This window comes from Synechococcus sp. PH41509 (assembly GCF_020514285.1).
Lineage (GTDB): Bacteria > Cyanobacteriota > Cyanobacteriia > PCC-6307 > Cyanobiaceae > Parasynechococcus.
Map to the genome: position 1 here is coordinate 54,849 of NZ_VTLD01000028.1, position 16,515 is coordinate 71,363.

At 46.2% G+C, this 16,515-nt stretch carries 19 protein-coding genes; 6 read left to right on the forward strand and 13 right to left on the reverse strand.

All coding sequences use genetic code 11. The features are described 5' to 3' along the window. Positions 1-254: 254 nt before the first annotated feature. Together FZZ88_RS12005 and FZZ88_RS12010 are read left to right on the forward strand one after the other, a co-directional pair. Complete coding sequence (locus tag FZZ88_RS12005; protein ID WP_166017572.1) at positions 255-1,574, forward strand: HEAT repeat domain-containing protein; 1,320 nt, start codon at positions 255-257, stop codon at positions 1,572-1,574. 77 nt (positions 1,575-1,651) lie between these two features. Then, the gene (locus FZZ88_RS12010; RefSeq protein ID WP_166017573.1) at positions 1,652-2,290 is read left to right on the forward strand and encodes a HEAT repeat domain-containing protein; all 639 of its coding nucleotides are present in this window, start codon (positions 1,652-1,654) and stop codon (positions 2,288-2,290) included. A gap of 11 nt (positions 2,291-2,301) precedes the next feature. Here FZZ88_RS12010 and FZZ88_RS12015 read toward each other — a convergent pair whose 3' ends face one another. Further along, on the reverse strand, positions 2,302-2,646 hold the full coding sequence (locus tag FZZ88_RS12015; RefSeq protein WP_115093405.1) for a Nif11-like leader peptide family natural product precursor: 345 nt from the start codon (positions 2,644-2,646) through the stop codon (positions 2,302-2,304). 360 nt (positions 2,647-3,006) lie between these two features. Here FZZ88_RS12015 and FZZ88_RS12020 point away from each other — a divergent pair, with 360 nt between their 5' ends. Continuing rightward, complete coding sequence (locus tag FZZ88_RS12020) at positions 3,007-4,200, forward strand: HEAT repeat domain-containing protein (protein ID WP_230332890.1); 1,194 nt, start codon at positions 3,007-3,009, stop codon at positions 4,198-4,200. 32 nt (positions 4,201-4,232) lie between these two features. Here FZZ88_RS12020 and FZZ88_RS12025 read toward each other — a convergent pair whose 3' ends face one another. The 7 genes from FZZ88_RS12025 to FZZ88_RS12055 all read right to left on the reverse strand — a co-directional run bounded on the left by FZZ88_RS12025 (position 4,233) and on the right by FZZ88_RS12055 (position 11,178). Beyond that, positions 4,233-5,198, reverse strand: coding sequence for a helix-turn-helix transcriptional regulator (locus FZZ88_RS12025; RefSeq protein WP_166017575.1), 966 nt, complete (start codon positions 5,196-5,198; stop codon positions 4,233-4,235). A 3-nt stretch (positions 5,199-5,201) separates the two neighbouring features. After that, positions 5,202-6,185 carry a helix-turn-helix domain-containing protein gene (locus FZZ88_RS12030; protein WP_226423712.1) on the reverse strand — a complete coding sequence of 328 codons (984 nt, stop codon included), beginning with the start codon at positions 6,183-6,185 and terminating at the stop codon, positions 5,202-5,204. A 264-nt stretch (positions 6,186-6,449) separates the two neighbouring features. Further along, positions 6,450-7,346, reverse strand: coding sequence for a HEAT repeat domain-containing protein (locus FZZ88_RS12035; protein WP_166017577.1), 897 nt, complete (start codon positions 7,344-7,346; stop codon positions 6,450-6,452). A gap of 157 nt (positions 7,347-7,503) precedes the next feature. Further along, on the reverse strand, positions 7,504-8,373 hold the full coding sequence (locus FZZ88_RS12040; protein WP_166017578.1) for a phycobilisome rod-core linker polypeptide: 870 nt from the start codon (positions 8,371-8,373) through the stop codon (positions 7,504-7,506). 351 nt (positions 8,374-8,724) lie between these two features. Then, positions 8,725-9,222, reverse strand: coding sequence for a class 2 C-phycoerythrin subunit alpha (mpeA, locus tag FZZ88_RS12045; protein WP_115022927.1), 498 nt, complete (start codon positions 9,220-9,222; stop codon positions 8,725-8,727). Between the two features lie 46 nt (positions 9,223-9,268). Further along, a complete protein-coding gene (locus FZZ88_RS12050; RefSeq protein WP_006850273.1) occupies positions 9,269-9,805 on the reverse strand; it encodes a bleomycin hydrolase in 537 nt (178 codons plus the stop codon). Positions 9,806-9,981: 176 nt separating this feature from the next. Beyond that, on the reverse strand, positions 9,982-11,178 hold the full coding sequence (locus tag FZZ88_RS12055; protein WP_166017579.1) for a HEAT repeat domain-containing protein: 1,197 nt from the start codon (positions 11,176-11,178) through the stop codon (positions 9,982-9,984). A 242-nt stretch (positions 11,179-11,420) separates the two neighbouring features. On the opposite strand from FZZ88_RS12055, the gene FZZ88_RS12060 reads away from it, so the two are divergent. The 3 genes from FZZ88_RS12060 to FZZ88_RS12070 all read left to right on the forward strand — a co-directional run bounded on the left by FZZ88_RS12060 (position 11,421) and on the right by FZZ88_RS12070 (position 12,320). After that, positions 11,421-11,741: a hypothetical protein gene (locus tag FZZ88_RS12060; protein ID WP_166017580.1), complete on the forward strand. Its 321-nt coding sequence runs from the start codon at positions 11,421-11,423 to the stop codon at positions 11,739-11,741. Between the two features lie 2 nt (positions 11,742-11,743). Beyond that, a complete protein-coding gene (locus FZZ88_RS12065; protein ID WP_115022933.1) occupies positions 11,744-12,025 on the forward strand; it encodes a Nif11-like leader peptide family natural product precursor in 282 nt (93 codons plus the stop codon). A 61-nt stretch (positions 12,026-12,086) separates the two neighbouring features. Further along, positions 12,087-12,320: a Nif11-like leader peptide family natural product precursor gene (locus FZZ88_RS12070; protein ID WP_115022935.1), complete on the forward strand. Its 234-nt coding sequence runs from the start codon at positions 12,087-12,089 to the stop codon at positions 12,318-12,320. Between the two features lie 8 nt (positions 12,321-12,328). Here FZZ88_RS12070 and FZZ88_RS12075 read toward each other — a convergent pair whose 3' ends face one another. From FZZ88_RS12075 to FZZ88_RS12095, 5 genes are all read right to left on the reverse strand, one after another. Then, on the reverse strand, positions 12,329-12,634 hold the full coding sequence (locus tag FZZ88_RS12075) for a CpeR family transcriptional regulator (RefSeq protein WP_166017581.1): 306 nt from the start codon (positions 12,632-12,634) through the stop codon (positions 12,329-12,331). A 1-nt stretch (position 12,635) separates the two neighbouring features. Further along, positions 12,636-13,250 (reverse strand): chromophore lyase CpcT/CpeT, encoded by a 615-nt coding sequence (locus FZZ88_RS12080; protein WP_115022939.1) that lies wholly within the window; start codon positions 13,248-13,250, stop codon positions 12,636-12,638. A 9-nt stretch (positions 13,251-13,259) separates the two neighbouring features. Next, complete coding sequence (locus tag FZZ88_RS12085) at positions 13,260-13,802, reverse strand: phycobiliprotein lyase (protein ID WP_166017677.1); 543 nt, start codon at positions 13,800-13,802, stop codon at positions 13,260-13,262. 282 nt (positions 13,803-14,084) lie between these two features. Next, positions 14,085-14,828 carry a phycobilisome rod-core linker polypeptide gene (locus FZZ88_RS12090; RefSeq protein WP_166017582.1) on the reverse strand — a complete coding sequence of 248 codons (744 nt, stop codon included), beginning with the start codon at positions 14,826-14,828 and terminating at the stop codon, positions 14,085-14,087. Positions 14,829-14,902: 74 nt separating this feature from the next. Next, positions 14,903-16,515: phycobilisome rod-core linker polypeptide (locus tag FZZ88_RS12095; protein WP_230332891.1), on the reverse strand; the 1,613-nt coding region annotated here is incomplete at its 5' end.

The following is a 16,515-nucleotide window of genomic DNA, read 5'->3' on the forward strand; positions in this document are numbered from 1 at the left end:
GCTTGCATCCATTGCGCCATGAATCGGGTATCAACACCAACTGTGTGTGGCGTTGAGGGCCTACAGCCGTCCATCACTCCTGTTGAAACCTGAATCAATCGTCCTGGAAACGGTCCCATAATTTTTTATAGTGGATAAAAAGAATTTTGCCCCTTGTATCGTCTGTTGGCAAGCTTGCTAATACTTTCTTATCTTGACGTGAAGCATTCAATCATCTACAGCATGTAGAATCATTGAGAAGTTGGTCATTTCTGATGCCCGGTGTTTTTGATAATATTCATGTTGGCCTTGATCAAAGCGAGGCCGTTAATATCTTATCTAAAAAAGTTGATGATTTAGAGAGTGAAAGTGATTATTATATGGCCGTTTCCCACCTGATCAATTTTCCTGGCCCAATAACAAGCCAAGCATTATTAATTTTTCTCGATAGGCCGTCTACAGTTACACCTATAGGTCTTGCACAACGAAAAGCTGTAGAAGTTCTTGCGCGATTAGGGGTGACAGAGGCCAAACCTAAAATTGCGAATTTTTTAGATAGCTCTGACATTTATATGGTTGAGAATGCTGCTTGGGCTTTGGCTCGTCTGAATTGTCAAGACCCTGAAGTGCATCAACGCATGATTCATTTGGTGGATGACACTTGTCAAAATCAAAGAGTCTTAATTCAAAGTTTATCGAAGCTTTCTGTTAAATCAGCAATTTCAACGATTTCGGCTCTTACAGCTCATGAAAAGCCTTCGGTGCGCGGTGCAGCCATCGCCGCCATGATTCAGCTATCTGGAGATCATTCACATCTGGCTGATCTTTCAGATCATTTGTACAGTTCCAATCAAATGGATCGACAGTCGGCTGTACAAGATGTGATCGACGCGAATGCTGTTGAGCTTTTATCTGATTTAGTCCAGGCACCAATTTCCCCTGCATTTCGGATGCGAGCTGTTCGAGCTTTATTTGATAACCCTGTAAAAAAACTCTCAAACGATCACGCAATAACAGCAGTTGATCAACTTTTTTTTGATGATCCTCGGTCGATAACTGTTCTTCATCATTATTCTGAATCTATGCCTACACAGCTTTTGGTAGAGGGCTTGTTTCACCCAGATTTCAGTCGTTGTTATCTTGCGATGCAGGCGCTCTTAAACTGCGATGCTGAAGAGACTTGGATTGCTGTTGACAATTGCTGGCGAGAAAAAGCCCACAATGACTACGGTGCGCACTATTTTTTGATGCGTTTGTTTGGACTGAAGGCAGGTTGGAGTGATGAAGCCCTTGTTCGAATATATAAAATCCTCTCGGATGCGATTATCGATAAGCGCCCACAATTTAGAAAATCACCACCAGCGGCTTTGTTGTCATTCGCTAAATTGTTTCCTGGTCAATACGATTGTATTCTGGACAATTGTTTTTCTCTAGAAAATAAGCCTGGTTGGGACATGTGTTATGCAGGCCTCCTCTTGATCCAAGCTGATCAGACAGATCGTCTGCAAATTCGATATCAACGTCAGCTACAACAGCTTGTCGAATCTGATGTCGACAGTTTGCTGCGTCTGAAAGCACAGGCAGTTATTGGTTAGTTGAGAACCAAATTCCAATTTCTTATGACCCGAGACATCCAATGCTAATATGGAATACTCAATGATTAGTCTATTAAGTGAACGACGATTCGATTATTCCTTCAATTGAGGCATTATTTGAGGATCTAATGCATCCCAATCCTAGGATTCAGGAAGAAGCCTGTTTGATTCTTTCTGAGCACTATCAGAAAGAGGCGATGCCAAAATTATTAGAACTTTTCTGTCATCATGATCCCAAAGTATATAGAGCGGCTGTTAAAGGAATTGGTTTCTTTGGGAGTTCTGCATTCGATCCTTTGATCGAACTTTATGCAACAACTGAGAATCAAACTGCAAGGCGTTGTTGTCCGAAGGCATTCGTACAATTGTTCAAGAACTTTCCTGATCAGCCTTTTCCTGATTCAGTGATGGAGATGCTGGAACAAGGGATTGATGATACAGATATGGTGGTCGTACAAGGTGCCTTGATGTGTCTCGGTCAGATTGGTAAGCAACAATTTAAGTCTGAAGAGGCAATAAGACTTCTGGCAAGGTCTCTCAGCAGTGAAAATGTGGCTTTGATCTTTAGTGCATCTCAGGCTCTTGCCGATATTCCGAATCCTATGGCTGAAGATGCTTTACATAAACTTCAAGAAAACAATGATGATCCATTGATTCAGGAAGCAGCTCAGTCTGCATTGGCACGACTTCAGAACCTATTAAATTCTAGAAGTTAATATCTTTTCCTTTATCCAGTTACTGTTTTTACTCCTTCATAATAGCCTCCCGCACGAAAATCGAAACGCTCTACTTTATCCTCTTTGGCACATGTTGTCTGTGAATAATGTAGGAGTGTGCTAAATCCTTCTGGCACCATTTTTGGGCATAATCTTCCCACATCATTAGCAAATGGGCAGAAATAGACACCTGCCCATCGATTCAGGAAACGACCCTTTATTTCATCCGAAAAGATAAATCCATGTTCATCTGCGAGCTTGAGGATTTCCTCGGGCTCAGCTTCCTGGAAAAGAGCTCTGAATGGCAAATCTTCTTCTAGAACTTCGAGAAAGCGTATGAATTCAGCACGCGACATAGAGAATCTAGTTGCTTATCCATATTTTACCAGCATGTATCCGCTTCTTATCAGAGTTGTTTTGCTTATGGAGAGTCCAGAGGGCTTTTCATGCTCCTTGGATGTCAAGCCCCGTCTGCATTGTCAGGCTTCTGTGTAAAAAGTAAAGTATTAACCAAGCATGATTTTGAGATTGGCTTGTTGCTGCTTGGCGCCTATGCAATGGATGAAATTCTCATCGTGCTCTGATTACTTGCTTCGCTTGATTCTTCTTAAGCTAGATATCCATTAATTATCAATCTTAGCGGTGCACGGGTCAATTCTTACCAATTCATCGTTATAGATAAATTCCTCTGTTAGAAATAAATATACGCGTTTCGCATGGTGCCTAACTCGCAGAGATTTGATACTTTATTTTCGTGGATGGATGAACAGCAGGCCATTGGATTGCTTTCACAAAATATTAGTACTCTCGATAATCCGGGCATTAAGTATATTGCAGCGACAAGGCTGGGAGCTTGTTCTTCGCGAGACTCTCTTGACGCGTTAGTTTTAGCTGCCACTGGGGACCGAGAAAATATTTTTGACTCTATTACACGCCGCAAATCTATTGAAGCACTAGGACGTCGACGTGATCTCAGTACATTGCCTACCATTTATGATGCTATGTCTAGTAGCGATGAGCAGACGATTGTTAACGCGGTTGATACGTTGATTAATTTTGGCGTTCCACTTGATTCTCAGTTTAAATCATCTCTTTTAAAGATCATTCAAAATGGATCAGATGTACTGAAGCGTGTTGCAATTCAGTGCTTTAGTCGTTTGGAGATGCATGACAGTAATGGGATAATCTCTAAGCAACAGAGCAATCCAAATATATTGGTTAATGGCGCATCTATCGCTTATTCAATACGAGTTCAAGGTGATAAGAGCAAGTTGCAGACTCTTGCAGATCACCTCGCAAATACCAATGTTATTTATCGGCGATCGTCGGTTATTGATATTGGTGATGCTGGTGAGCCGTCTCTTTTGTCGAATATTGCAAAAGTAGCCGTTTCAATGCCCTTAAGAGCTAAAAGTGCGTTCAAGATAACTCCAAAGATTAAAACTGAATCCCAAAGAAACCTGATCAATCAAATGTTGCAGGATGATTCTCGTCATCTCTGTTTCACGCAAAGTGTTGACGTACCTGTTGATTTAAAAGAAGTCTGCGACTTACTAAGGCATAGAGACGAAGAACGCCAGTATTCGGGTGCAAAAACCTTGTTTACTTGGCCGGTTGCTGGTCTAGCGGAGGCAATCAACTCTATTTGGGAGAATCATGGCTCCGACTATGGCGTTCACTATCAAGTTAACTGTTTGATCTCTCAACTTGGATTAACAGAATTATCTTTCATTACCAAGGAATCATTATCAGAGCCAGCTCCACAGTATGCAAAATCAAAAATTGCAGCCACTTGGGGATGTTTAAACTTAGGTTTATCTGAATGTCGCAGTGAGATTGAAAATTTATTTATGATGTCTAGTTGGGAACCTCTTCGATGGACATGTGCAGAGGTTTTACGCAAGTTGTAGAGGGCTGATCCTTTATTGTTTTGATTAGCTGTTTAGAAAGGTAACTTGTACCGCCTCGACTTTTCTATGGTTTGACTTGGAAGTTCACCAAAGGCAGTGTAGTAACGTCGCGCATATCTTCCTTGATGTTTAAACCCATATTTAATCGCAATATCTCGAATTGAGTATAGTTTTAATTTCTGACGAGCTTCCTTGTTGAGCATCATTCTCCTCGATTCTTCTAGCCTAATATGTGTCATCAGCTCAATGATTCCCATGCCAAAGAATTCCTGACAGACGCGATATAATGATGCCTGGCTTGTGTTGATATGTTTGCACACTTCAAGCAACGATAGAGGAGATTCCATAGACTTTTGGCTATGGGCAAGGCTGATGATTTCTCTTAATTGACCGATGTTTTTTTGTCCATGACTATTTTGTTCACTCATTGGTTCTTCGAGGCATGCTATTACTAGGTCAAAGTATTTTTCTGGCGTCTGAATTCCTGACGATACCTCTTTTTTCGCTAATCTTTTGAGTTGGCCTAGGGCATTATTATTGGAATAAACTCCCTGATCACTCGTGAGTCTTTCGAGTCCATCGTATGCTTTGCAGTTTTCAAGCAATTCAAGGAGTAGTTTTTTATCAATCATGCAACCAGTACTAGAGCATTCACTGGAATATTTTCCCCATGCATTCCCTGGTACTGAGTTAATGGTTCCAAATCCAGCTAGACTATTATGCGCCATTTTAAATCCATCACAATATCCAAAGGCATCTTGAATGTCTATTTTTGGAGTAATCCAATTGAAGTCGATGGTAACACCATTGCCCCATCCCTCGTACAGCAAGGTTTTGTTGGCAGATATTTCTGCAAGTGATACTTTATTGGCAGTTGCGGCTTGCATCGTATAGATACCATTGCCACCATCTAGCTGCGTTATTTTTGTAAGTTGACCAAGTTTTGCCAGCTCTTCAGAAATCTCTAGTGGATCACGAAATTCAAAAGTTGTTTTCATCTTTTATTCTCCCTTCCAAGCACTGAATGAATATATATTCCTGTTTGATCGATCTATTGTTTGACTGGGAGTTTCTCCATAATACAAAGAGTAGGAGTGCTCAAACTTTCTCCAGTTTTTGAAACCATAGTAAAGTGCTGTTCTTTTCTTTGTAAATTCTTTGAGTCCGGTTGAGGAATGGGGAGTTAAAAATGCCTTGCGGGTCTGCTCCAAACGTATTCTTCTGACAAGCTCAATTACATCCATGTTGAAAATTCTTCGACATGTAGTATTTAGAGAGTCTCTATTTGAATTGAGGTATTCAGTGATTTCTTCGAGTGTGATTGGCGGCATTCCTGCACGATCTTCGTGAATCAGTTTGACCATGTCTTCTATGAGGTCTGTTGACTCACACCGATGTGCATCAAATGCTGATTGATTATCTTCATTGTCAAGAAATATGATTGCTAGATCGTAAAAGGAATTCGGTTTCTTTGATGGCTGGCCGTTGAAATGATCATGGAATAATTTTTTGAGTTGATTGCTGGCATGATCATCCGAGTCAATTCCAATGCATTCTTCGAGCCTTGCATAGGCATTAAAAGCATTCAATTTATTTATTCTTTCTTGTAATTTATTCCATTTTAAACTCATGCAGCAAAGCTCTTCATTTGCTCCCACAATGTCCCAGATATTTCCTCCTGTTTTATTGATCCGATTGAATCCGGCAATACTATTTCTCGTCATCTGGTGGCCACTTATTGTTGTAAGTGCCTCCTTATTAGTTGTCGCCAAACTATCTAGCCAGCAGAACGATACTGATTTTGTATTAGCTTCTTCCTCGTAGAGCAGTGTTTGGTTGGATTTGAAAATTTCAAGATGGACATCTTGAATTGGTGAGCAAGTGGTCTGCGTTTCTAGAATTCCGGTGCTTAACTGAGTTACATTGCAGCCGAAGCTGGAGGTTGAATGATATTCCTCAAAATGTGCCTTGCAAAACTCTTCCATTTCGAGCGTATCGCAAAAAACATAATTTCGCGATCGTTTTCTTCGCAAGATCTTTCAGCTTATTTTTTCTACTCTATGGTTTTTGGGGCTCATGCGTACGAAGCTTGATGTTTTTCTTGAAGATTAAATTTTCACTTGCTGCTATCCGCTTCTTATCAGATTTGCTCGAATTCCTTCTGTTTATGTTATGCGGAGTAGAAGTTGGGCTGCTTAGGGCATCTTTTTAATGCTTTAGCCCTCTTATTCGTACTTGCTCCTGTGTTCTTATGAATCTCTACTTAGTATGTTGATTGCAACATTGAATACTGCTTGTACTGACTCATCTGTTTCTGCTGACTTTGCTGTTTCTATTCTTTCGACTGAATTATATGCTTCTAATTTCATCAGTGCCATCGCAGTGTTCTTGCGTACCTGATTGTCTTCGTCGATCAACTTTTTGCACAGTATATGTTCAACATCTTCTGCATCGCATGATTTTCCAATCAGTGTAACTGCTTCTGCTCTCACCTCCGGTGAGATGTCATCTAGTGCTTTGAATACTCTGATTTGCGCCCGAGGATCATCACTCTTTTGTATTTGATCTCCTAAAGCTGAAATTGCAGCAACTCGAACTTCAGCCACGTCTGAATCTGCAGCCTCTAGCAATGCCTCGGGTGCTTTGGCACCGATGAAACTTAGCGCCAGGTTGATCAAGCCAACCTGAAATGGTGTGCAGTCTGGATTTTTCAGGATTCCTAGTAAGGAATCCATGGCGTCGGGGCCAATGGTTGCCATTGCTCCAGCAGAAGATCCGAGTACAACTGGATCACTATCTTCTAAAAAGGCTTCAAGCAGATAAGGTAACGCTTCCTTGTTGCCAATTAAATTGAGCGTTTTTGCTGATGCTCTCCTGACGATGACATTCTGGTGACTTCGAAGTGCTTTACAGAGAATGGGTAGAGCTTTGTCTCCTACTGCGCCAAGACTTTTTGCAAAGGTGAGTCGCAGAGCTCCTCTCGCATCTCCGAGACCGGCGACCATTCGCTCGAGTGACTCTGCATCTGATTGAGGGATTTCACCTTCACCTAACTGTGTGCTGAGCTCATCAGCAAGCTGCTGTGCTTCTTCTTCCGTGAGTTGGCTTTCGCTGATTGATGAGATATCGGTGAAATCCTGGAGCACGGTGGATGTCCAACTTCGTTGAGTCGCAATCTAAGCGACTCTGATCAGGCACCTACCGGCTTGTGGGGCTTTGCAGTGTCGCCGCGTGGGCACATAAATGCCCCCTTCCTGGGAAGGGGGCAGACGTGATGGCATTTCGGTGCCTAATTCATCTTCATCAATATGGCAATGGCTTAACGCCGAAGGGACGGAAGGGAGCAGCGCCGGTTCTCCTGGGAGGCTGATGTCCGCCGTACTTTTGTTGGGGCAGCGTTGCTGCGCCCTTAAAGATCGGCTTCATCATGCTGATCGCTGCCGTAGCCAGTTGCGTCGTGGTGCGACTCCGACGTCCTTGTGCGTTGTCACTAACGGCAACCTTTGTGCCGGCAAGCTCGCGCATCATGTTGAAGGAGCTGGTCATCATTCCTGCGTAGGAATCGCCTGCTCGCATGTAAGGAACGATCTCAGATCCAAACACCTCGGCATATTCTGCGCAATCTGTGAGGCTGTCGATCAGAGCATCAAATCCCTCTTCTGCTTGAAGTTTGATGCTGTTTTGAACTTCCTCTTGAGTGAGGGGTGCCCGTCCTAGCAGGTGTTTGAAGTTCAGTTCAATCCCACGTTGGGGGGCGACACTATGGAAATAATTTTCCTTGTAGAAAGGAGATTTTGCCAGGCCGTTAACAAAGTCCCGGACTGTAATTTCTCCGTTCATCAAGCGCACCTCAAGGGAGATGCAACGCTCGTTTTCAGTGGGAGGCAGGTTTCCGTATACCTGCCTGTAGGCGGCAATGATCGTGCGCTCGAGTGCTTCACTGCTGCCTGGGTGATACTCGTCGAAAGTCACCGCAAAGGGACATTCGCTATGAAGCCGAGGACCAATGCCGAGGCCCATCTGGGAACAGGTGTTGCGTTTGAACTCAGCGATGGCACCAGCAACAGTCCGATGAACTGTGTTTTTTCCAGCCTTGCTGGGCATGGAGTAAGACGCTGGTTTGGTGCGGCTTGCTGCAGCCATACCTGCTGGACTAGTTTGTGTGCTTAGCATGGGGGAAAATAGTGAATAGATTAATAACAGTGACCTTTTCCAACGTGCTTAGAAGCTCACGAATTTGTCGTTACTTGCAAGCGAGCTGGAAACTTAAATTCAGTGATGTTTCATCTAGGATTAAATGAAGACCTTTCACTTGAGGTCACCTTGAGTAATCATTGCGTTGATGAATGTTCTCACTACTGCCTGATTGGCTATTAGTATCTTGGCTTTTGTGGCCTTTTGGTGTTATTGGCTGAGTATTTCTGACTTGTCAATGTCAGATTTTTGATCTTGAAAATAAAAAGGGGTGGGCTTTTGGCCCACCCCCTCAGTCAGATCAAAAAATCACTCAGCTTGAACTGATGATCAGCCCAGGGAGTTGATCACGTAGTCGAGCAGCTGGTTGTAAGCGGTCAGAGCCTGAGCGCTCATGTCGCGAGGGGCGCAACCACGGGAACGGATGTGGGAGAAACCAGCCACATAGGTACCAGCATCGATGCTGAGAGCCTTGTAGACCTCTTTCTGACCATTGATGGCCAGCTCATCCAGAGGGCCGGTGCCGCCGGTGACCAGGCAGTAGTTGATCAGACGCAGGTAGTGAACGAAGTCACGCTTGCACTTCTCTTTGCCTTCGGTGGCGCACTTACGGGGCTGACGGCCGGTGGCACCGTTGGGGTACTGGCTGTAGACAGCGTCGACAGCTTCCTGAGCGACCTGGTCGTAGTTGCTGGCGAGTTTCTCAGCAGCTTCCAGACGAGCAGAAGCACGCTGGATGGAGCCCTGGACGGACTCCATGTCGGAGGCGGTGGGGAAGCGGGAAGCGCTGTCGGCTGCGCCGACGACGGTGGTGATGACGGACTTCATGATTAAGAAGAAGGTTGTTCAGGTGTGCAGAAAATCAATCTCTGGCTCAGCTGATGGCGCTGATCACCATGTCGAAGTAGCTAGCAGCTTCACCAGACAGGCTGGCGCAATCACCAGAAGTCAGAGCCATCTTCTTGGGCTGGCTGTTGGTGTTGGTGATCAGAGCACTGGCGGCTGCCTTCATGATGGCAACAGCGCGAGCGGCGGATCCGGTAGGAACGCCCAGAGCTGCATAGGTCTCGCGGAGACCGTTCAGGCAGCGGTCCTGCAGCACAGAAGCGTCACCGGCGAGCAGTGCGTAGGAGACGTAGCGCAGAACGATCTCGCCGTCGCGCAGGCAAGCAGCCATTTTGCGGTTGGTGTAAACACCACCGTTAGGGGCTGTCAGGCCGGTGTTCTCGCAGCAGATGCCGGCGACGGCGTCTGACACGATGCAGCTGGCGTTGGAAGTGATGGCGTTCACAGCGTCAAGGCGCTTGTTGCCATCAGCAATGAAGGACTTCAGAGAGGCAAGTTCGCCGCCACCAATGAAGGAGCCGCTGGAATCGGCCGAGACAGCAGCCCGGGAGAATGCGTCGAGCATGGGGTTGTGGAATACGTTGTTTGGGGAGATGCATTCCGCATCACGAATGAACATACCCCTGCTTTCCAGACCGACTTCCTGAACACCGTCGTCAGGACACACAAGTTGACAAAGGAAAAATTAGTGAAGTTTTTCCGCCAACCATCCTTTGACTATTCATCTCTTTGTGCCCCGCTTTATGACATCTGTTTAAGGACTTGTTGGCAGCTCCATTTCAGTGGTAGCCAGAAGGCATTCGCCGAAAGCTCCTCCAGCAGAGGCTTCTGGTCCACAAGGCCCAAGCGGAGGCATCCCCAGGCCGCCGCAATTCGCGATTTTGTGTATTGAGGAATCGTTTCAGCCAAGGCAAGCCTGATGAGTTCGCTTCGCTCTCCCAAACCCTGAAGGCTTACAACGGCTGTTAGGTAATAGTGCGTTACATAATCGCTCCATAGTTTTTCTTTGATGTCGTCAATCAAGACCAGTCTTTCTGGCATGGCCATGGCCATCAAGCTTGAAGCTCCTCCGTACTGACGTGCTTCATCGCGATGCTGGAGGTTGTTTTCGATCTCCGTCGGTTCTACGGCGCAAATCCACTCCTGCCTAAGTTTCAGTTGTTGGGGGTTGTCTTGTAGGAGTTGTGTGATCAACTCGGTATACCTATCGGGAATTTGACATTTCTTGTCTGGGTCGACCAACTGAAATGCACTCCTAGCGCGCAACGACATCGAGACAGGTGCGGTTACGAGAGCCTCTAGTCTTGATACATCGCCAGCATCACCGAGATCGATAACGGCAGAACGCCTTCTCCCTGCGATTGGATCGACTAATTGAGGAATGAGTACATCCAGCCCTTTGGATTGCAGGGTGACTTTTGATAAGTATGCTCTTGCTGCACCAGCCACCAGTGGATTGCAGTCTTCAGCAAGTGGTCTGATGCTGTCGATGACTCCGGAGACTCCCAATCGACAGAAGGCCTGAATGACAGCTCTTTTCTGAATATCTTCTCCTTCGAGTGCACCCAGTAATTGTTCTTGATCTGTTTCAGTTAGTGGTGCTCCTATTTTTGTAATCGCCTCTACCGAATTGATGACTGCTGCTTCGTCACTACAGGTCAATGCGCGAAAAAGAGAGGGCAGAGCTTTTGTGCTTTTTCTTCTGCCAAGGGCGTCGATTGCCTTGCGTCGGGTGATGCGATTATAGAGATGTTCCGGATCTAACTCTGAAGCTTTAATCAGCACTTCGAGGGATTCTTCAGTGTTGCTCGCGCCGAGTCTTGTCGCGGCCATGTATTTATCAACCGGCCTCTCAAGTGTGTCTGGATCAGCCAAGATGACAGCCATAGCCTGCTCCTCTGTCAAGCCTTCAACCAAGTTGTCGAATCTCTCGGCCATGTCTCAGGGGTCGTTAAAGAAAAATCTGGATTTCGTTGCCAGCTGCTAGTGGAGCTCCAAATTGAGCTTGATCATGTCTGAGCCTGCAGCGGCTTAGGAGTTCCATTGTCCTTTTGACCATAGCATCGATATATCCGGCTTAGAGGTAATTGATTCATGATTAATGTATATCGCCGTTCTTCTGGTTTCAGCTTTAACGCATCCTTCCCTTCTGTTATTGTAGTGAAGAGAAGTTTGACACCATGCCTGTTTCGCCTGAGCTCGAGCAAGCACTTCCAAGGTTCGTGCAAGCTGTTCAGAGTTCTATAGAGGTTCAAAATCAACTTAACTTGGTTGTTGAGTTGGTTCAATTGACAGACATTGTTAAACAGGTTGAACCAACACTCACTGGTGCAGCACTGATTCCTTACGAGCAGGCAACGAGTCCCCCTAAAATTACTATTGATTCTGGTGTGTTGGAGAAAAATATTCCTTGGCGTTTGTTGCGATGCCCTGGAGGTCCTTTGGTTCTGCAGATGATTTGTGAAAAGGTCAATTTTGCGCTTTGGATTGAAAGCTGTTAACGATGTCGAATTCTGTTATTGAGCAGTTTATTAACCTGGTTGTGTACGACCATGCCATGGCCACTGGATTGAAGGCCTGCGAGACTGATCAAGATATTGTTGATTATGCAGCCTCCCGTGATTATGTGTTTTCAATTTCAGCTTGGCTTCAGTATGTCGAATCAGATGCAGTTGTCTTGTCTGAATCTGAAGTCTTAGCCATTCAAACCATTACGAACGATCATTGGTCATGGGCTTTCCGTAGGGTTGCTCCTTGGAGAGCCATGTTGATGGATGGTGCCTAGTTGTACTGTCTGTTTGCAGTCGTTCCGTCTAGACTCATTTCTATGATTTCAGAGGCTCTAGATGACCAATTCTGCCCTTAGCGCAAATCAAGACAGTACTTTAGAAGCTTTTATTTCTTTGGTTCGCCAAAATCCTGACCTAAAAGCTCAAATTAAAGCCGCTCTTAATCAAGATCAAGTTATCGATATCGCTGCCGCTAATGGTTTTGAAATCGATTCTTCTGCAATTTTGAGAAAGTGGAGCAAACATACTGACTTTACTCAGGATACGTGGATGGGATGGTTTGAAGAGTAAGAATTCCCTCAAGAATTGATTTCTGAATATCTTGTTGATTTGCTGCCTTTTTTGGCCCAATATGTGACAAGGTCTTCTCCTCCTGGCCTGGGTACACTTGCTGTAGCTTGTAGTATTTTGAATGATCGCCTTGGTCCCATTGGCCAATTCCCGATAGCTTTAACTGTTCTAATTCTTCCGCCAATTGCTTGTATGCAATTGTCAAACTTTTCTAGCTGTGTTTGATCAACAGTTTCGAAGATAAAGTCCGTTCCAACGCATATTAGATGCTGAGAACGTATCCATGCTTTCATTTGTTTTTGTGTATCCTGCATCTCAGGCTTTGCTATTTAGCCACTCATCAGTGATTTCTTCGGAGAAACTTTTAATTCTCTTGAATTTTAGAAGGCCATGCTCGGATCCCCAGATCTGTTCATCTGTCTTGGGGTCAAATCCTCGATCACGGCTGATCCAATTTTCTTGATCCACTTCAACTTCGCTAACAAGATAAGTTAGTTTTCCGTCTCGTGGAACTAAGCAGTTTTTTCCCGGTTCAACTTTTCCGATGTAATGACCTGCTTTTTCTTGTTGGAAATGCATTGCACATCCACACCGTTTTTTTAAGGTTGCAGTGTTGATGTCTTTCATGAGTTCGGCATCACGACCTGCTCCAGCCAATCTTCTCGGGTTAGCGAATCCGTAGTTCTCTACTATGAATGATTCTTTGCTTGCAGTTAAACGATGAATTCCCTGTCTATAGGGATCCCAAGGTGCATAGTCGTAACATTGTTCAGAATAAAAGCCAGGCCCTTGGAAGACGTGCCACGGTAAGGGTCGAAAAAAGATATTGATTCGAGCAAAATCCTTTGGATTCTGTTGTGACTGCTCGATGTTGTCGTAAACACCAGCGAGAGTCTTCGCGAATTCGGCAATGGCTAAATTCATCTTCATCTTGTGTCTCTACGCATTAATGCGTCTGACTTCGGATGCAAACGAAGTTTGTAGTATCCCTGATCCGGCAGATGTTCTCAAGACTGAGGATCTACAGCGAACATTTTCTGAAACAAACCAGATTCTTTCTTCCGCAATTGATTGCTCATATTGAGTTGTAAGGGTAAACGTACCATCATCCAAAAATTGATATTCGGATATTGCCGCCTCAGATTCTGCGTATCCAACGCTTCTGATTAATTTTCCTGAGCAATTGTCTTTTGTTAGAGGAACGATAATGCAAGATCCTGATGATACTTCTGACGGATCTTCGGGTTCCCAGTCGCTTTCAGCGCACCACTCCATTCTGAATGGTGATGTTACCAAGTGCTCGTCTTGATTCGTGATAATTGATGATTCAAGTAGCTGTTTTACCGCTGTGTTTTCTTTATCAATCTCTTCTATTATGACTTCGCTAAGTACTTCTTCAAACTGCTGAAAGGCTAGAGAGTGCCCTGATCGCATTGAGCGCCACTTGCCTGAACTTTGAGCAACAAATTGCTCAATCGTCATGCGAGTTTGTGTTGCTTTCTGGGTTGAGCTCATCCAGTGAAGGACGGTTTATCTGCATCATGTTAACCATTGAATCGACCATCATGGACATGGCCATGGGAGTCGACGCTACAGATTGCAGGAATGTTGTGTTCCTGCTTGGGTGTTCACTTGATGGTGGGCGGAGAATAGGCATGTTTAGAAAGGTTGTTGCTCCTGTAGTTGGCGGCCGGACGGCTGCTGTGGCTGATGTTTGTTTATCTTGCCATCATCACTGATGAGCCAACGATAATTCTACGAATATCAAAAGGAGTTAACCTTCGCAATAGAAAGGATCTTGCCTCCCTGAGACAAGATTGTTTTGATGGTTGCGGACATGGACGTTTGGTTCACCACTGATTTCTGGACCACTCTGCGGTTGGCACCAACTTGACGGGGGGATGTCCAGTTGATGGACAACGAGCCGGCATTACCAACACCTCTACGATCTTGTGCCTCAGGTGAACTTTCAGTGCAGAGGCTATTCAAGAGCTTTGAATCTGTTTCTGCGTTGTCGTATCCGGCATAACCGGCATCCAAAGCTCTTGCTCGTGTGAAGAAGAGCGTGCTTCCGCCAACGACGCTCTGTGTGGCCCGGTTGTAAGGAACTTGGTCGATGCCAAAGGCCCCAAGATACTCATCGCTATAGGTGTAACTAGCGATCTCTGCTTCATATCCTTCTTCTTGCAGGAGGCGGACATGACTCATCAATTCTGCTTGGTCACGGGGTGGACGGCCAAGGAGATGCTTGAAGTTCAGTTCAACAAAGCGGTATGGGCTGTTGGTTTCTAAAAAAAGCTTTTTGTATGTTTCTGACTGCGCGAGAGCCGTTACCAATCCTTGGACTGTCAAATCTCCATTCATGAACAATGCCTCGATCGAGGCGTTCACGTCGAGCTCCATCAGGTGTCGATTCCCAAAAACCTGGCGGTACGCTTGTCGAATCACATCCGAAGCATGTGTTGTGTCGACGTTGGCAGCCGAGGAAAGAGTTGTTGGCTCAGTCATGATGATGTGATTAGAAGGTGATTTGAGGGAGCTGCTTCATGCAGTAGCTCCCAGTAGCGGCAACTGATTTGCCCTTACATCACCTCAGTGATGGAAACGATCTTGCCTCCGCGGGCATGGATGTACTTCATCTGGCTGCTCATGTCTTTACCAGACACGACGTAGCTGTTACCAGCCGTGCGTTGACGTGAGCGAGCTGCCTGCGAAGCAACAACAATGCGGAAACGCTTTTTGGTGGGATCTGGGGCACCAGACTGTGTACCGGTGCGGTTTGCCCTGCTGGTGGTTTTGCTCCAGCCGCTGGGAGCCAGGCCTGTGGCCACTGAACTCACCAATGCGGAGCTGCCCAGCACCGTATCGCTCGCCGCAAATCCTTCTGCCAGGCTCAGTTGACGGTTGAAGTCAACCTGAGAGCGGCCGCTTTCTGTAAGGATCCGAGCGAACGGAACTGTGTCTTCACCAAAGGTGTTCTGGTATTCCGCGCTGTCGACGTAGCTAGCGATTTCAGCCTCATAGCCTCCTTCGGCGAGAATCTTGGTGTGCTCGCTGATTTCGGCCTGGGACTGCGGAGCCCTTCCCAGGAAATGTTTGAAGTTCAGCTCGATGAATCGATATGGCGCACTGGTTTCGAAGAAACGGCGCTTGTATTCGGCTGATAGGCCAACGGCACGAACGAATTCACGTGTGCTTAGGAAGCCGTCGATGAATTTGCTCTCTGCGGAAATAACCCGTTCGAACTCCATCAGATGGGGGTTGCCCATCACTTGCTTGTAGGTGGAACGAATCAGCGCAGCGAGTTGATCGGGGCCGTCACCAGGGCAACGTTGGAAAGTCTCTTGCTCCCGCTGGCCAAGACCAAAGGTGACATACACATCGCCGCGCATTGGTCCGGAGTCTTTGCCTGAGGTGATGCCAGGTGCTTTGCTGCTGAATTGGGTGGAGGTGTAGCTTCCGGACGATGGACGCAGACCAACGGGCTGACTTGGCAGGCTGATGCGAGGAGCCACACCATTGGCAAGGCTGCGGGTCAGCGCTGGACCTGCGCCGCGGGCACTATCACTGCCTGCAAAGCTCTTTTGCAGAGCGGCCAGCATTGGGAAGGCTGCTGTCGACAGGTCAGCGGGTGAAGACCATGAACGGGCATAGGGGACAACATCGCTGCCGAAGACCTCGAGGTATTCCGCGGAGTCAATGATGCTGTCGACCAGGCCATCGTGACCGTGTGCTGCCAGCAGAGCGATTTTGGCTGAGATTTCGGCCTGTGTTTCAGGTGCTCGGCCTAACAGGTGCTTGCAATTCAGCTCGACACCCCTTTGCGGCGCAACGCTTCTGAAGAAACGGTCCTTGTAGAAGCTCGACTTGGCCAGTCCACGAACGAATTCACGCACGGTCAAACGACCGTCCCGAAGCTGAGCTTCCAATTCCGAGCACCGCTCGAAATCCATCACATGGGCGTTGCCAAAAACCTGTCGATAAGAAGCACTGATTACTGTCTCCAGTGACGCCACATCTTCTGGGCTGTAGCACTCGCTTGTGACGCGATGGGGGCAGTCAGCATGAGTGCGTGGACCAACCCCAATCGCCATCTGATCACACGACTGCTTCAGGAACTCACCAATGGTGAGGGCAGCGGTTTGGGCTACTCCCTTGCGCTGGAAGCGAACAGGATCACTCCACTTGGTGGTTG

Bases quoted from the DNA above. Each gene is read 5' to 3' on its own strand.
- FZZ88_RS12005 (WP_166017572.1), top strand. From the start codon at position 255: ATGCCCGGTGTTTTTGATAATATTCATGTTGGCCTTGATCAAAGCGAG.
- FZZ88_RS12015 (WP_115093405.1), bottom strand. From the start codon at position 2,646: ATGTCGCGTGCTGAATTCATACGCTTTCTCGAAGTTCTAGAAGAAGAT.
- FZZ88_RS12020 (WP_230332890.1), top strand. From the start codon at position 3,007: ATGGTGCCTAACTCGCAGAGATTTGATACTTTATTTTCGTGGATGGAT.
- FZZ88_RS12025 (WP_166017575.1), bottom strand. From the start codon at position 5,198: ATGAAAACAACTTTTGAATTTCGTGATCCACTAGAGATTTCTGAAGAG.
- FZZ88_RS12030 (WP_226423712.1), bottom strand. From the start codon at position 6,185: ATGGAAGAGTTTTGCAAGGCACATTTTGAGGAATATCATTCAACCTCC.
- FZZ88_RS12040 (WP_166017578.1), bottom strand. From the start codon at position 8,373: ATGCTAAGCACACAAACTAGTCCAGCAGGTATGGCTGCAGCAAGCCGC.
- mpeA (WP_115022927.1), bottom strand. From the start codon at position 9,222: ATGAAGTCCGTCATCACCACCGTCGTCGGCGCAGCCGACAGCGCTTCC.
- FZZ88_RS12050 (WP_006850273.1), bottom strand. From the start codon at position 9,805: ATGCTCGACGCATTCTCCCGGGCTGCTGTCTCGGCCGATTCCAGCGGC.
- FZZ88_RS12055 (WP_166017579.1), bottom strand. From the start codon at position 11,178: ATGGCCGAGAGATTCGACAACTTGGTTGAAGGCTTGACAGAGGAGCAG.
- FZZ88_RS12060 (WP_166017580.1), top strand. From the start codon at position 11,421: ATGCCTGTTTCGCCTGAGCTCGAGCAAGCACTTCCAAGGTTCGTGCAA.
- FZZ88_RS12065 (WP_115022933.1), top strand. From the start codon at position 11,744: ATGTCGAATTCTGTTATTGAGCAGTTTATTAACCTGGTTGTGTACGAC.
- FZZ88_RS12070 (WP_115022935.1), top strand. From the start codon at position 12,087: ATGACCAATTCTGCCCTTAGCGCAAATCAAGACAGTACTTTAGAAGCT.
- FZZ88_RS12075 (WP_166017581.1), bottom strand. From the start codon at position 12,634: ATGCAGGATACACAAAAACAAATGAAAGCATGGATACGTTCTCAGCAT.
- FZZ88_RS12080 (WP_115022939.1), bottom strand. From the start codon at position 13,250: ATGAAGATGAATTTAGCCATTGCCGAATTCGCGAAGACTCTCGCTGGT.
- FZZ88_RS12085 (WP_166017677.1), bottom strand. From the start codon at position 13,802: ATGACGATTGAGCAATTTGTTGCTCAAAGTTCAGGCAAGTGGCGCTCA.
- FZZ88_RS12090 (WP_166017582.1), bottom strand. From the start codon at position 14,828: ATGACTGAGCCAACAACTCTTTCCTCGGCTGCCAACGTCGACACAACA.